Below are 14,675 nucleotides of genomic sequence, written 5' to 3' on the forward strand. Positions count from 1 at the left end.
TTCTGGTAAATGGCCTATTCTTTCTATAAATCCTTAGAAAGGTGGGCTTTTTGTATGGTTAAACTTACCTTTAAAGACGAATTTAAACTCTTGTCTGATGAACTTGGTCGCATCTTCTCTTCCGATTTTCTTGATGAACTGGCTAAGACGCATAAATTTAAGCAGAGGAAAGGCAAGCTGGAGCCGTTGGATTTTGTGTCATTATGTTCGTTCTTTAATGAAGGCTCAGGAGTCAAATCGTTGTCAAGTCTATGCGCGCTCCTTACAGCGGAGCGAAAAGTCTCTCTTAGCACCGAAGGATTGAATCAGCGGTTTAATAAGAACGCTGTGGATATGATGAAGGTCATTTTTCGCCAACTCTTCACCAGGCAGTTCCTCAAAAATAAGATTCCAGGTCTCGATGCCATGGGATTCAGCCGTATTCGAATCCTTGACTCTTCCAGCTTTGAACTTCCCATTATGTATGAAGATGAATATCTCGGCTGTACTAAGTCTAAATCGGGTGTGAAATTACAATTAGAATATGAATTGCTTACAGGAAGCTTCCTTCACCTCGAAGTCCAGAATGGCAGGAGCAGTGATCAAAAATATGGTCCTACGTTGCTTAAAACAATAGAGAAAAGGGATTTAATCATACGGGACCTTGGCTACTTCAACGTCGAGGAATTGTACCAGATCGCCCAGAAGGGCGCTTACTATCTCACTCGCCTAAAGCCAACCACTACACTATTTACAAAGAAAGATGAGGATTTTATCAAATTGGATTTAGCTGAGGTAATGGAAGAGATGGAGGAAGGGGAATGCAGGGAGCTTGTAGATATTTACGCAACGGCGAAAAAACATTATATCCCACGGTTAATCCTTTATAAGTTGACTCCCGGCCAAATCAAGAAAAGGGAAAAAAAGAGAGAGAAAACCGAAAAAAAGAAGGGTGTAAAATTATCACACCCCACAAAAAAACTCTACAAATTGAACATGTTCATCTCAAATATACCACATCAGAGTGTACCCAAGGAAGAAATCCACCTTATATACTCCCTTCGCTGGCAAATCGAAATCCTGTTTAAAACCTGGAAGTCCCTTTTCCAGATTCATAAAGTGAAAAAGATGAAATTGGAACGATTTGAATGTCATTTATACGGAACATTAATCTCTCTTTTGATTAGTTCGACGATTGCCTTTCAGGCAAGGGAGTATCTTTTAAGAAAAAAGAAAAAAGAAACGAGCGAATACAAGTCCATATCCATCACGATGGAGTTTATTCCAAAGCTGTTTGAAGCAATTATTTCCAGCAAGACTTCCATACTGAAAATCTTAAAAGGAATCTATTCCCAGATAGAGAAAAACGGGAAGAAAAGTCATCGGAAAAAGAAGCTGACTGTATTCGATATATTGAAAGTCTCCTATGAAAGGACCGTTGGAATGGCTGCCAAGGATTCAGCAGCTTAAGCATGGTACTTTTGAAAAAATCAATTAATAATGCTTATTTAGGTATGCAGATTTTTAGATTAGCCTCAAAGCATTAGCACATTCCTCTTCACTTTCAAGTTAGCTTGATGGATATGGGGACAGACCCTCTGGCTCGTTTGAGCCAAGGGGTCTGTCCCCCTGGCTCATTTTTGAGTATAATAGTAAGTTATATACGTTATTGGCGGTGATTTGGAGAGTGAAGAGCGTTAAGGTTAGTGATTTGGTTGAGCGGTTTTCGTTGAAGGTGCTGGCTGGGAAGGATAATTTGGATAAGCCTATCACTCAGTCCAGGGTGCACAGGCCGGGCTTGGAATTTGTGGGGCATTTTGATTTTTTCCCTACAGACCGGATTCAGATTTTGGGAAGAAAAGAGATCAACTTTTTACATAAGCAGACAGAAGAGGAACGGAAAATACGGATTGGCAATATCGTCAACTATCATCCGCCATGCTTTATTGTAACAACAGGTGATAAGGGGCTGACGTACTTAAGGCATTATTGCAATGAGTACGGCATACCGCTGCTGACAACTGAAATTCCTGAAACGACTTCAGATTATATCTCTCAATTAGATGCTTATCTGGTCAAAGAGCTGGCAGAAGAAACCTATGTTCATGGAGTTTGTGTGAATGTGTATGGAATGGGGATCCTGCTGCGGGGAAATTCGGGAGTAGGGAAGAGTGAAACCGCTCATACGCTGATTGGCCGGGGACACAGGCTTGTGGCAGATGATATTGTCGTGCTGAAAAAGCTCAGCCCGCAGACTCTCTTAGGGACGCATGATGAAAAAACAAAAGAGTTTCTGGCCCTCCGGAGTGTAGGACTGATTAATGTTGTGCGCTCTTATGGACTGAAGGCATTCCAGAATGAAACACGAATTTCGCTGGATATCCAATTAACGAAATGGGAAAAGAATTCGCTGAACAATGATTTAGAGCACCAGCCTGATTTCACGGAATATCTGGGCGTTAAAGTGCCATCAATGGAAATCCAGCTTCAGCCAGGCCGTGACGTGGCTGGGTTGATTGAGGCAGCTGCGAACAACTGGTATTTGCGGCAGCAGGGATACAGCGCCGCATCGGATTTCATGAGCAGGCTGGATAGTGAATTTTAACTGATTAATGAAGGGCCTTGCGGGGCTCTTTTTTGTACTTTCTTTTCCGTTGCAGAATTAGAGAGGGAGAAAATGAAACATTACAGCTTTTGTTTCGTCTATAATAAAAGATGAATTATTTGGAAATTTTGGCTGTTTGCAGAGGGAAGGGATACTTTTGAAAAGAGCAACGGCATTCTTACTCATCCTGCTGTTAATAGCAGGATGCAGTGGTGTTCAGCATAATATAGATTTAGAAAAGTCTATTTCTGATATTGTGAAAAATAAAGATAACAATGAGATAACTCTTGACTCATTGGCGGATTTCGATTGGGATAAGTCCTTTTTATTTACGCCGTATAGCCCTCAAGAGTATATAGAGGAACAGTTAGGTGTCACTTTTAACGATCCCAGCAGCATTGACTTTAGAGATGATATTTATCTGCTGGTCTTCATGAACGATGGTGAAGTGGTGCAGTATGCTGAAGTGGAAAGGCAGGGGGCCAATTTTTCGATCGGGGAAGAGGAGTATTTGACGCCTGCTGAGGATGTGATCACGATTGAAAGACCATAGATATAACATCATATTCAAAAGAGCTTATCGAAAATATAAGGCTGGTAAATATTGAACCAGCCGATAACTGATTAAGCCTCAATCTTAAGGCAAGTTTTTCAGCATGAGCTCGTCAGAAAGCATTGTTCCGGAGGGAATTTGATTTGAGATTCTTTTTAGCTGTTCCATTATTAATGATCGGGAGTTTTTTAATAAGCATCACCGTAGATCGTTTAGGCAGCACCGGCAATTTTATCATGCACGCAATGGGTGTGGCCATTAATTTTTTTGCTGTCTTTTATATATGGAAAAGAAAGACGAAGCTGGAGGGACAGGATGATAAGAAATTATATTCGGGCCATTGCGATCTGTGTGTTCAGAAAAGATGACTCGATTCTGGTGGCTGAGGGGTTCGACAAAGTTAAGCAGGACTATTTCTACCGTCCGATTGGCGGGGGGATTGAGTTTGGCGAAAAAAGTACTGAAGCGCTGGAAAGAGAAGTGTTCGAGGAAATTGGGGCAAACGTTAGGAATCTCATTCATTTAGGCACCCTTGAAAATATCTTTACCTACAACGGAATTCCCCGCCATGAGTTCGTTTTTGTCTATGATGGGGAGTTTGTTGATCCATCCTTCTATCAAAAAACATCTTTCATGGGTCTTGAGGATAATGGGGAAGAGTTCAAGTTAATGTGGAAGCCTATCAAAGAGTTTCGGGATAAAGGCTTAAGGCTGGTTCCTGAGGAGCTGTTATCACTGATTCAATAGACAGGGGGAGTAAGGTTGAGGAAGATACTCTTGTTATTTTTTGCCTTGATGTTCTTAGCTGCCTGTTCGAAAGAAGTGAACACTTATGACTACCGGTTTGTCGGGGAAAGCGAGCACTGGGAAGCGGAGTACGTGTTTAAAGGGACAGAGGAGTGGGGCGGAAAGGAAGGAAGCCGCTCATACTCTAACGAAAATAGTGATGAATTTTATCTGGAGTATAAAGGGCCTTTAGAAGAGCTTTCATCCTTGAAAAAAATTGAGTATTCTTATGAAACTTCAGCAGGGAGCGGAAGCGGTGCAAGGGAATTTGATGCACCGCCGACGGAGAAGGTTTTTAAAAGCGGCGGATCTTCAGAGAATACCGGCATAGTGAATGAGGATGGTATTATCAAAGTTTATGTAAAATGGGATGATGCCGAAGAAACATTTGAATTGAACAGGGAAAAGTAGTTTACCTTTAAACTTGTAAAAGAGAGGTTATAGTTAATGTCTGTAAAAAAGCGGTTCTTCATTGGAATGGCCATTGCGGCTGTTTTCTCCTTCATTTGGCTTCTGCCAGCACGGGGGAGCGAGGAACAAATAGCCAAGGAGATTGCGAAAAAAACAAACGGAGCCAGCATAGAGCTTATCGAAATGATCGATAACCATCTATCCGTTGCTTTCCTGCACACTGCAGGGGGCGAGGAAAGGGAAATTTATTTGGAGAGGTCGTTATTTTCATGGAAGGCCAAAAAAGATTTTGCTTTTACACCGGAAGGAATACATGACCCGATTCACCTTGCCTTCTTCAATTCGCCTTTCACAGGCGAAGAAGAATACAACGCTGTAATTCTCAGGGTATTCGATAAAGAAATAGACCGTGTTGAAATTGTGAATGGAGATCAAACCCTACACAGCTTCAAGCTTCTTGCAAAAGCTGCGGATGAAAAGTTTGGACTATTCAGAACAGATAATGTTGAAATCTATGATGCTGAATATATTGCTTACAATGCAGAAGGTGAAGTGGTTTTTAAGAACAGGTTATCTTAGGGATCTGTCCCTTTGTCCAAAAAAGGAGGCCCGAATCATTCAAGATGATTACTTTTGGAGAAAAAATCGAGAAAATAGAATATACCAGCAGGCCGGCTGTTTACGGGCTGTTTTTTCACCCGGAGAATGGGAAAGTCGCTGTCATACAGACGGTTGATGGAAAGTATTTTCTTCCCGGCGGAGGAATAGAGGCCAGGGAGACGCATGAAGAATGCATGAAAAGAGAGGCTCTTGAAGAAATGGGGACCGAGATAGAACTCGGTCCTTTTCTGGGGCAGGCACGAAGATATTTTTACTCTACCAATGAATACAAATACTACTTGAGCGAAGGGTACTTCTACTTTTGTGAGATCGTCAGGCAAATAAGCCCGCCGCTGGAAGAGGATCATTCGCTAATATGGCTGGATCCTTTGGATGCTGAAGCAGGTCTGTTTCATGAGCACCAGGGATGGGCAGTGAAGGAAGCGTTGAAAATACATAGTTTAAGTAAGGGGGAAAGCAGATGATTTACCGCAGAAAAAGCTATAAAGTGGATGAAAGCATTGTAAAGGATTTCAATCTTCATTTTAATCAGACGCTGCTGCCGGCCCAGCTGAAATACGGGTCAAGGCTGGTCGGAAGATGGATGGGACAGCCTGCAGAAGGGGCAGTCGAAATCTTTGCAATATGGCAGTATGACAGCCGTGAAGCATATGAAAATATTGAAAACAATGTGAGAAATGATAAAGAGCACGTCCAGCGTGTGCAGGATTGGTTTGAGAAAATGGGCGGTAGGGAGAATCTGGGGAGGATATTTTTTAAGGTGGATGAGGACTTTTTGGAAACTACGGTACCTGAAGGAAATACGATTCTTTCATGCTAGTAATAAAGATCATTTCCAAGTTGCGAGGAGAAAAAGGCAGTGAAATCAAAAATAGAAAATGTTATTAGGGATTTACAGGACAAGAGGATTATTGATTTAAACGAACCAGATATCAACATGCTGAAAGGAACAACTGAAGGGCTTGTGTATACTTTATCTGAAAATACTGTGCCGAAGTATGTGATAAAGTATGACCGGCAGCAGGAAATTGAATACGTGGAACGGTTTCTTCAAAGCTGCCGGAATGTCAGCCTTCTGCCTGAATGGCTCTATACAGATCCTCAAAAAGAGTTTATCGTCTATTCTTTTATAACGGGAACAACGCATTATAATCGCGGCTTGAAGAAGGATTGGATGAGGACCCTAGTGAAGGAAGTATTGAATCATTACGAAGAATGTCATCCTGAAGAAGCATGGGGCAGGCTGGATCAGCCAAGAAAATCATGGCATGAGTTCAATAGCATCAGTGTAGAGCTTGCATATAGAGATTTAGGGGGCCTGCTGCCGGCGGATGATTATTTCAAAGTAAAATCAATTGTCGAGCGGATAAGCAGGTCCGGGGAAGAAAAAAAGTACCTGCTTCACGGAGACACAGGGGTCCATAATTTTGTTTTTAATCACAGAGTTCTGACCGGAGTCATCGACCCTTCCCCGATTATAGGGCCGGTCATTTATGACTTTACCTATGCCTTCTGTTCATCTCCTGATGATTTAAATGTAGAAACATTGCTTTCTTCATTCTTGCTGCTGGAGCATGTCTCAATGGGAAAATCGCAGCTCATAGACGAAGTGGTGGTGCAATTATACACGCGCCTTGGCATTTGTGTCAGGGTTCATCCTCAGGATTTAGCAGAATATCTTAGAGCCTGGAATTATTGGAAGTCCTTGGTTTCTTCATGATTTGTTTACGGTGAGGTATCAGGAGGCTTCCTTCATTCTAATGCAAAGGGAGAAAAACAAATTTAGAGCTTATCAATTCAGAAGTTAACCTATTTGATAATAGGATAAGGGGGAAGGCTAATTGAAAAAATTCTTTTTGTCTTTGACCGGCGGAATCCTGCTCGGCGGCATCCTATCATACTTTTTCCTGGACTATGAGGACTCAAATTATGTTTTGCTGAATTATTTTGGAGAAGATAAAAAGATAGTAAAAGAATGGGATTTTCAATTTATATCCAATGCGGGATTTATCATCATTGGATTGTCGGTTCTGATTTATTTGATATGGACGTATTTTGAAAAAAGATCTAATGGGTTTTGAGACTTGAGTAATCGGTTTCTCTAATTAGGAGGGGTATCGTTGGATAATAGACTACTCACTTTTGGGTATGTATTGTTTATTTCAGGTATCGTTTTATTCGGCTTCATGCATCTGGCGATTGCTGCATATATTCCCCATCTGACCGGCTGGAGTGATCCGCCGGGAAAACTGGCATCAGTGCTTAGTGACATAACAGGCTGGGTTCCCTATGTTCTAAGTGTTGCGTTAATAGTGGCAGGCATCTTGATGGTTATATACAATTTATTTTTTATTAATAAAGATGACTGATAAAAGCAGAGGGAAGTGGACAGGATGGACACCCAAAAAACAAGCAAAGTAAGATACTGGATTATTCTTTCCATTATGGCACTCATCATTGCGGGGGGAGCAATCTATTACTTTCATACTCCGAAAAATTCACTTGAATTATACCAGGATATTTCTTTTGCAGATGATTTTGAAGAGGCACAAAAGCTAAGTTTGAAAGGATACGAGGGGCATTTTAAGAAAAAGGACTTTGATTATATAAACAGCTTAGACCATAGTGCCGACAGCATAAGTCAATTCACGTTGATTGAGTATAATGATAAATCTTATATTATCAAGACTTCACCGGGCACAACGAAGTTAAAAGTCCTTGCTGTCGAAGAGCTTCCAGCAGATATAAGGGATTATTTTGTTGGATTGTCAGAGCAAGGGGGGAAGTGATTTGTACCGAAAGCTATTCTTTCTCTTAATCGGTTTAACGCTTTTCACAGCTGCCGGGTGTACTAATGGAGGAAAAAACACGACAGTCTCCATTGATATCATTGATGCGGAAGAGGTTCTGCGATTAGATCCTGATGCTGATATTTTTCAGTATGATGGTGTTATCTACCAAACGAATATAGATTGGGTCAATGAACTGGCTTTAAAAAAGGGCGCTCAAATTGGTGAAATACAATCCAGAAATGAAAACGATACAGATTTTGAAAATGGAATGTCGAATAAGCTTCCTGTCGGTGCGAAGATTTTCAAGACTAAGACAAGTGGGATTTTAATTGTGGAGACCGGGGGAGAGAGTATGAAGTATCTTGCCATTGTTGAGGGATAATGGAAGAGGCAGGACGTACACAGAATGTCAATTTAATTATTGGCAACCGGGCAGATTGAGAAATTACGAAAGCAGGCGATGTATGATGGCATTAAATAGAATGTCATATATGTGCGTTGCAATCAACCTAACCTCAAATATACTGTTTTTCCTTATAGGAGATGCCGGCGGATTTTTTACAATGCTGTTAACTATAAGCAATCTGACATTGCCGGTTTTTCTGTCGTTTACAGGTGTTCTTTTAGGAATCGGGGCTTTGGTGTTAAAAGAACCGGTTATCAAATCCTTGCTGGCCATAGCTGCAAATATAGGTTATGTGTTGATTTTCTTTTCGGTTATTAAAAATTTTTAATATATTTAAGGATGGAAAAAATGAAATATTTTGTTGATGATGACCATTGGGATGTGTTGGCATATAGCAAACTGCTAATCCGAGAGGATAGAACGTTTTTTTCACTACTCAAGAGTTGAGTGGTTTTTTTATCCCGGAAAACATAAAAAACAGGCTCTATATAAGAGCCTGTTTGTATGGTTGGTTTAAGATTATGCTTTTTGAACGTTAGCAGCTTGAGCTCCGCGAGCACCTTGCTCAACGTCAAACGTTACTTTTTGACCTTCGTCTAAAGATTTGAATCCGTCACTTTGAATTGCAGAGAAGTGTACGAATACATCGTCCCCATTTTCACGCTCGATGAAGCCAAAACCTTTTTCTGCATTAAACCATTTAACTGTACCTTGTTCCATTTTTGTTGCCTCCTAGTGCTTACTGCACAATGTATTACTATCCCTGCTCAAAGTATTTATCTAGACGAAAAATCGATATTCATACTATCCTTTATACCGAACAAAAATAATTCTTCTTTATCATAGCAGGAATCGGAAATAATTGCAAATTATATTATTGATTTATTATGGCAATATTTGTTAAGGGTGACTGTAATGGTTGGAAAACCGTGAAAATGATTTCAGATGTCTTTTTTATTCTGTTTCTAATTCAGCCATGTTTGTTTCTCCAACAATCATTGTTCGAGGTTTAAATAAACTTTAGAAGCAGGAGAAAGTTTAGCACGATAAAGAGCCGGGTATATTTTTTTTACGCCCTTTCTATCCAAGGGGCAGCCTTATTTGTTCCTTCTTCATCATCTATTATTTTCTTAAGTAAATACATAAAAGATGGTTAACATATTTTTTAATAAAAAATATGTGAAAACCTGTGGACAGCGGACAGATCCAATTTTGCTAAAAAAGGATGTGAAAATTCTTTGTGAAAACGAGAGAAACATGACACTTATCATGTATGGTATATGACAGCTGGGACTTACGGAACGTTAAAACGTTTTCTATAATTAAATAAATGAATAAATTAGTGAAGGGGAAATCTCCAAAAATGAATGAACAGAATCCAAGGGCTTTGAGAAAACTGGTTACACCTTATGAAAAGTCCGATTTACAAAAAAGTATCTGGCAAATCATTAACACATTGGTGCCATTCTTCCTGTTATGGTATTTGGCTTATAAGAGCATATCGGTTTCTTATTTTCTTACATTAGCGATTTCTGTCGCTGCTGCAGGTTTTTTAGTGAGAATCTTCATTATTTTTCATGACTGCTGCCACTATTCCTTTTTAAAAAACAGAAAGGCGAATCGAATCCTTGGAACCATAACAGGGATCCTGACTCTGCATCCTTTCGACCAGTGGGCACACGACCACTCTGTCCATCATGCGACAAGCAGCAACCTGGACAAACGCGGTACAGGCGATATTTGGGTACTGACTGTTGACGAATATATGGAAGCTTCAACAAAGACAAAAATAATGTACCGGCTGTACAGAAATCCGATTGTTATGTTTATTATTGGTCCGATTTACGTTTTTGGCGTTACCAATCGTTTCAATCGCAAAGGTGCTAAACGCAAAGAAAAGATGAATACGTATATTACGAACCTGGGAATCGCTGCTGTGGCGGCACTTGTATGCTGGGCTATCGGCTGGCAGAACTTCCTGCTCGTTCAGGTGCCGACTTTTATGATTTCAGGCACTCTCGGAGTATGGCTGTTTTATATTCAGCACACATTTGAAGATTCTTATTTTGAAGAAAATGAGCATTGGGAATATGTAAAAGCAGCAGTTGAAGGAAGCTCTTTTTACAAACTCCCAAAAGTCATGCAATGGCTGACAGGCAATATCGGTTTTCATCATGTTCACCACCTGAGCCCAAGAGTCCCAAACTATAAGCTTGAAGAGGTGCATAAAAACACCGAACCATTGCAACATGTTCCAACCATCACTCTGGCAACAAGCCTTGCGTCATTAAAGTTTCGTCTGTGGGATGAACAGGGCAAGAAATTTGTTGGCTTTAACCACTTGGGGAAAGCTGCCAAAAGCCAGGAATCAGCGCGGCTGGGATCGGATTAATTAAACTGGCCTGCTTTCAATATGATACGAGGCTCTGAGCCTTGCAAAAAAAAGTGCAGACTTGCGCAATGGATTTGTGCAGTCAGCACTTTTTTTGTGTTGAAAAATTGTCCTTTTTACATTTGGGCGATCGATCGAATGATTTGGCACAAATGAGATATGTATAGAACTGCAAATACATGGTGAATTTAATGGTAAAAAAGCAGTTAATCTATTAGAATAAACAGGCGTAATATTAGCGGGGAGTGAACTATATCGTGTTGGCAAGGGAAAATGTGACGGTTAAGGTAAACAGTAATGAATTTGTATGGGATCCCCAAAACGGGCTCTTTACCTTTGATGGTGCACCAGCACTTTTGTTTTGGGATTCAGCAATAGAATTATTTTTAAAAACAATTGAAGAAGTTTCTGGTGAAGATGTATCTAAAACTGTTTTTGAAGCAACGGGATATCGAATGGGTCATTTAGTTTCTTCTTATTATAGCGGCCGAAGGGATCTTGAACAGCTCCTTGAAGAATATAGTGACATATACAGAAACGCCGGCTGGGGCAATGTCAAAATTGTTCACTATAATTTTGAGGAAAAGAGAGCAAAAGTTCAGCTGACCAACAGCTGGGAACATAGAATTTTTAATAATACAGACAAAGACAAAGCTGGCGTATTATTGCCGAGCCACTGGGCAGGAGTTTTTACAGGTCTATTTGAACAAAAAGTCTGGTACAAAATAAACAAAAGCCAGCTGGATGGAAACGAGTATGACGAAATTGAAATCTTTCCTTCAGATGTTACACCCTCAAAAAACATTTTTGAATTAGCAAGACAAAAAGAGACAGAGCATATCTTAGAGCTGGAGCAAAAAGTAAAAGAGAGAACTGAAGAGCTTTCCACACTTGTAAATGAATTATCCACTCCGATTATTCCGGTATTAAGAGGGATTGTTGTTGTTCCGCTAATTGGCAATTTCAACGATGAACGCTTGTCCAACTTTATCGAACGTTCGCTGCTTGAATTTTCCAGACTAAAAGCCAATTACCTATTAATTGATCTAACAGGTGTGAAAGGGCTGGACAGCTACACGGTGGAAGGCATCCAAAAGCTGATTCTTTCTATCCGCTTAATAGGCGGGGAATGCTTTATCGTTGGCATTTCCGCGGACCAGGCCATACAAATATCGAATTCAAATATTCAATTCAGTAAAGTACAAACCTTCTCCACATTACAGCACGGTGTAGAATACGCCATAGAGCAGAACGGCTTTGAGATTAAAGAAAAGAAGGCGTAAAGTGCCTTCTTTTTTTGGGAATTTAACTGTAGTAAAAGAACCAGGAGAAAAGCGGCAGCTTCCAGTATTGTCAGGGGTTTAATATTAGCTTCTTAATAGGTTGTGAGACAGCGAGCCTTAATTTGTTTCACAGCAAATATACAAACAAGAACATCAATAAAGGAATAATATTGCTTATCATTTCGAGTTTCATAAAAAGTCTAATTTAACATTTTGTTGGAATATATAGAAGTATTTGGTATTGTTAAAAATGAGAGATGCATAGAAAGGGGAATCTATTGCATATGTGGAATACCTTGAATTGATTTATAGAATTGGATAGAGGCAGTGTGCGGTCCTTTTTTAGGGGATACGTTTATTTGTCGATCTAAAATCATTTCAAGGGATACATGATGCGGCTAATTGAATTTCCATTATCAGAAAGATGTTCCGTTTGAAATTGCATCTCTAATTGGCATAATCATGCGTCCCTGACCAGGAGGGATTATCATGCAAAGTCAGGACAAAAACGAAGAGCTGCTAACAGGAGGAAATGTATCGGACGTTTATCGTTCTGGAGATACGGTCCGGCGGGAATTAAAGCCTGATAGTATAAAAATCCATAGGTTATTGCAGCATTTAGAAAATAAAGGTTTCGCCTTCGCGCCAAAGTTTCTGGGCATTGACGAAAAAAATAGAGAGATTTTAACATTTATTGAAGGAGAAGCCGGCAATTATCCTTTAAAAAAATATATGTGGTCTAATGATGCTTTAAAAGAAATTGCAGAAATGCTTCGGCTCTATCATGATGCAGTGAGCGACTTTCCAATCGATGAGAGCTGGCAGCCGATCGATAACACCCCTCAGCCGTTTGAGATGGTGTGCCATAATGATTTTGCAGTCTATAACATTATTTTTAGCGGCGAAAAGCCGGCAGGGATTATTGATTTTGACGTTGCTGCTCCCGGCCCGAGGCTTTGGGATATAGCTTATGCTCTTTATACTTGCGTTCCTTTAAGCAGACTTTATCATAAGGAAACAGGTGAGGCAGTATATTATGAAAAGTCAAAAGATGCGGAGCGTGTAAAACAAAGGGTAGCATTATTTTTTCAATCCTATGGCATTGAAGGGCTTGAAAGTGGTTATTTAGAGATGGTGCTGCTTCGGATAGAAGGGTTATGCAAAATTATAAGAAGGAAAGCCGAAGAGGGCGATAAGGCGTTTCAGAAAATGATTGATGAAGGGCATCTTGAGCATTATCAGAAGGAACTTGAATTTATTCGTAAACATGGTGAAGATTGGTCACTGTAAATGAAAAGCGTTAAGCCTGATCGGTTTAGCGCTTTTTTAATGTTTATATTGATAAATATAAATAGTACTAGCACAGCTTCAATAGAGATGAAACTTACCAGCCCCTTTGCGCGTATATTCACTGCAAAGGATGATAGAAAAATCACTGAGGAGATGCCGAATGACCATCTATAAAAATGAAAATGGCAAACGAATGCTGGAGAAGGATTATGAAAATTATCTTGGCACTTTGAGTTTTGATGTGGAAAGGGTATATGTGGACACCAGCTATGGAAGGACGCATGTTCTTGCTGCAGGGCCAAAGGAGGCGAAGCCTGTTTTTATTTTTCAGGGAGGCAATTGCATCAATCCGATGACACTGTCATGGTTCTCCTCATTAGCGGACAGCTACCGGATTTATGCCCCTGATACCATCGGACACCCTGGTTTCAGTGCAGAGACGAGGATCTCAGCTCAGAATGACAGTTTTCCGAAATGGATCAAACAGCTGATGGACCATTTCCAGATCAGCAGCTGTGCTTTTATCGGCCCTTCTTATGGTGGAGGAATCATCCTCAGGATGGCAGCGTATATGCCTGACCTGATTGACTGTGCAGTGCTGGTATCGCCGGCAGGAATCGGCCTTGGGTCCAAGGCCAGGATGATTAAGGAAATTCTACTGCCGATGGTGGCCTTTAAGGCTCTTTCTTCGGAAAAACAGCTGGATAAACTCACAGGAGTCATGTCCGGTGGTTCGATGAAAGTGCGGGATAAAGAGATTATTGGCCATGTATTCAAATATGTGAAGCTTGAGCAGGATATGCCGAAGATAACGGAGCGTCAAGAGTTGGAGGGATACCAGGCGCCGACACTGGTTATAGCGGGGAAAAGAGATGTCTTTTTTCCTGAGCAGGAGCTGAACAGGGCAGCGAAGGAGATCCTCCCAAATCTAACGGACTTTAAGGCATATGAAATGGGGCATTTTCCTTCTGATGAATTTTTGAATAAGATTAATGAGGATATTGCAGCGTTTTTGAGTGCTTATTATTAGGAGGGTCACATGATAAGAGGGGTCACCTTTGAAATCCCCAATGGATATGGACGGTTTCTTTCTGAGATTCTGCTGGCGCTGGAAGCTTCCAGCTTTGAGTGGATGATTGCTGGTGAGGAAGGTTATTTTATAGAAAACGGAGAGCTGGGCAGAGAGCTTTTCCCGGAAAATAAAATGATCATGGCAGGCGGGGATTTGATGCTGCATCTCAGCCCTGATTCCTGCTATCTTATTTTTGCCGACTTAAAGGCTTTCCCAAAAGGAAAGGCTGCTGGTGATATCCGGACCTATAAAGATTTCTTGAAAAGTGATTGCCAAATAGCAATTCTCATTGTGGACAGCTCTTATACAGCTGTTTATTGCAGGGATGGAGAGAGGACAGAAAGGCTGTACCGTTTTTGCAAGAAGCGTTTCTTGAAGGCGGAATATATTACAGATGAAAATGATAGAAGTGAGCTTACTGTTTGGTGATTAGAAGCTGGATGCCTGCCTGGAAGAGGGCAGGCATTCAGCTTTTTTTGAGCCAA

General features: G+C 40.6%; 20 protein-coding genes. 19 read left to right on the plus strand and 1 reads right to left on the minus strand.

The genetic code is table 11. The annotated features are described in order from the left end of the window. Positions 1-54 precede the first annotated feature (54 nt). The 14 genes from AC4E8B_RS05065 (at position 55) to AC4E8B_RS05130 (ending at position 8,481) form a co-directional block, all read left to right on the plus strand. Entirely contained in the window at positions 55-1,449 is a 1,395-nt protein-coding gene (locus AC4E8B_RS05065) for an IS4 family transposase (protein ID WP_490216139.1), read from the plus strand. 217 nt (positions 1,450-1,666) lie between these two features. Continuing rightward, a complete protein-coding gene (hprK, locus tag AC4E8B_RS05070; protein ID WP_490217431.1) occupies positions 1,667-2,584 on the plus strand; it encodes an HPr(Ser) kinase/phosphatase in 918 nt (305 codons plus the stop codon). Between the two features lie 157 nt (positions 2,585-2,741). After that, on the plus strand, positions 2,742-3,137 hold the full coding sequence (locus AC4E8B_RS05075) for a hypothetical protein (protein WP_490217433.1): 396 nt from the start codon (positions 2,742-2,744) through the stop codon (positions 3,135-3,137). A 315-nt stretch (positions 3,138-3,452) separates the two neighbouring features. Beyond that, positions 3,453-3,884, plus strand: a complete 432-nt coding sequence (locus AC4E8B_RS05080; protein WP_490217434.1) for an NUDIX hydrolase — start codon at positions 3,453-3,455, stop codon at positions 3,882-3,884. A gap of 15 nt (positions 3,885-3,899) precedes the next feature. Further along, the gene (locus tag AC4E8B_RS05085; RefSeq protein ID WP_490217435.1) at positions 3,900-4,334 is read left to right on the plus strand and encodes a hypothetical protein; all 435 of its coding nucleotides are present in this window, start codon (positions 3,900-3,902) and stop codon (positions 4,332-4,334) included. Between the two features lie 36 nt (positions 4,335-4,370). Continuing rightward, positions 4,371-4,913, plus strand: a complete 543-nt coding sequence (locus tag AC4E8B_RS05090; protein ID WP_490217436.1) for a hypothetical protein — start codon at positions 4,371-4,373, stop codon at positions 4,911-4,913. A 44-nt stretch (positions 4,914-4,957) separates the two neighbouring features. After that, on the plus strand, positions 4,958-5,419 hold the full coding sequence (locus tag AC4E8B_RS05095) for an NUDIX hydrolase (RefSeq protein WP_490217437.1): 462 nt from the start codon (positions 4,958-4,960) through the stop codon (positions 5,417-5,419). Beyond that, positions 5,416-5,775, plus strand: coding sequence for an NIPSNAP family protein (locus AC4E8B_RS05100; protein WP_490217438.1), 360 nt, complete (start codon positions 5,416-5,418; stop codon positions 5,773-5,775). Before AC4E8B_RS05095 ends, AC4E8B_RS05100 begins: the two co-directional genes overlap by 4 nt. A gap of 39 nt (positions 5,776-5,814) precedes the next feature. Continuing rightward, on the plus strand, positions 5,815-6,675 hold the full coding sequence (locus tag AC4E8B_RS05105) for a phosphotransferase (RefSeq protein WP_490217440.1): 861 nt from the start codon (positions 5,815-5,817) through the stop codon (positions 6,673-6,675). Positions 6,676-6,796: 121 nt separating this feature from the next. Then, entirely contained in the window at positions 6,797-7,036 is a 240-nt protein-coding gene (locus AC4E8B_RS05110) for a hypothetical protein (RefSeq protein ID WP_490217442.1), read from the plus strand. 39 nt (positions 7,037-7,075) lie between these two features. Beyond that, positions 7,076-7,324, plus strand: a complete 249-nt coding sequence (locus tag AC4E8B_RS05115) for a hypothetical protein (protein ID WP_490217443.1) — start codon at positions 7,076-7,078, stop codon at positions 7,322-7,324. A gap of 24 nt (positions 7,325-7,348) precedes the next feature. Continuing rightward, entirely contained in the window at positions 7,349-7,744 is a 396-nt protein-coding gene (locus AC4E8B_RS05120; RefSeq protein ID WP_490217444.1) for a hypothetical protein, read from the plus strand. Between the two features lies 1 nt (position 7,745). Next, complete coding sequence (locus AC4E8B_RS05125; protein WP_490217445.1) at positions 7,746-8,129, plus strand: hypothetical protein; 384 nt, start codon at positions 7,746-7,748, stop codon at positions 8,127-8,129. Between the two features lie 82 nt (positions 8,130-8,211). Next, on the plus strand, positions 8,212-8,481 hold the full coding sequence (locus tag AC4E8B_RS05130) for a hypothetical protein (protein ID WP_490217447.1): 270 nt from the start codon (positions 8,212-8,214) through the stop codon (positions 8,479-8,481). A 191-nt stretch (positions 8,482-8,672) separates the two neighbouring features. Here the strand turns inward: AC4E8B_RS05130 and cspC are convergent, their stop codons facing one another. After that, on the minus strand, positions 8,673-8,873 hold the full coding sequence (gene cspC, locus AC4E8B_RS05135; RefSeq protein ID WP_013351108.1) for a cold shock protein CspC: 201 nt from the start codon (positions 8,871-8,873) through the stop codon (positions 8,673-8,675). 643 nt (positions 8,874-9,516) lie between these two features. Between cspC and desA the strand changes: the two genes are divergently transcribed. The 5 genes from desA (at position 9,517) to AC4E8B_RS05160 (ending at position 14,619) form a co-directional block, all read left to right on the plus strand. Beyond that, positions 9,517-10,545, plus strand: a complete 1,029-nt coding sequence (gene desA, locus AC4E8B_RS05140; RefSeq protein ID WP_490217449.1) for a Delta(5) desaturase DesA — start codon at positions 9,517-9,519, stop codon at positions 10,543-10,545. Positions 10,546-10,790: 245 nt separating this feature from the next. Continuing rightward, on the plus strand, positions 10,791-11,828 hold the full coding sequence (locus tag AC4E8B_RS05145) for an STAS domain-containing protein (protein ID WP_490217450.1): 1,038 nt from the start codon (positions 10,791-10,793) through the stop codon (positions 11,826-11,828). Positions 11,829-12,317: 489 nt separating this feature from the next. Then, positions 12,318-13,118, plus strand: coding sequence for a phosphotransferase (locus tag AC4E8B_RS05150; RefSeq protein WP_490217451.1), 801 nt, complete (start codon positions 12,318-12,320; stop codon positions 13,116-13,118). 160 nt (positions 13,119-13,278) lie between these two features. After that, positions 13,279-14,148, plus strand: a complete 870-nt coding sequence (locus AC4E8B_RS05155) for an alpha/beta fold hydrolase (RefSeq protein WP_490217452.1) — start codon at positions 13,279-13,281, stop codon at positions 14,146-14,148. Between the two features lie 9 nt (positions 14,149-14,157). After that, a complete protein-coding gene (locus AC4E8B_RS05160) occupies positions 14,158-14,619 on the plus strand; it encodes a DUF2691 family protein (RefSeq protein WP_490217453.1) in 462 nt (153 codons plus the stop codon). Positions 14,620-14,675: the final 56 nt, after the last annotated feature.

The organism is Bacillus sp. SRL543, from assembly GCF_984799205.1.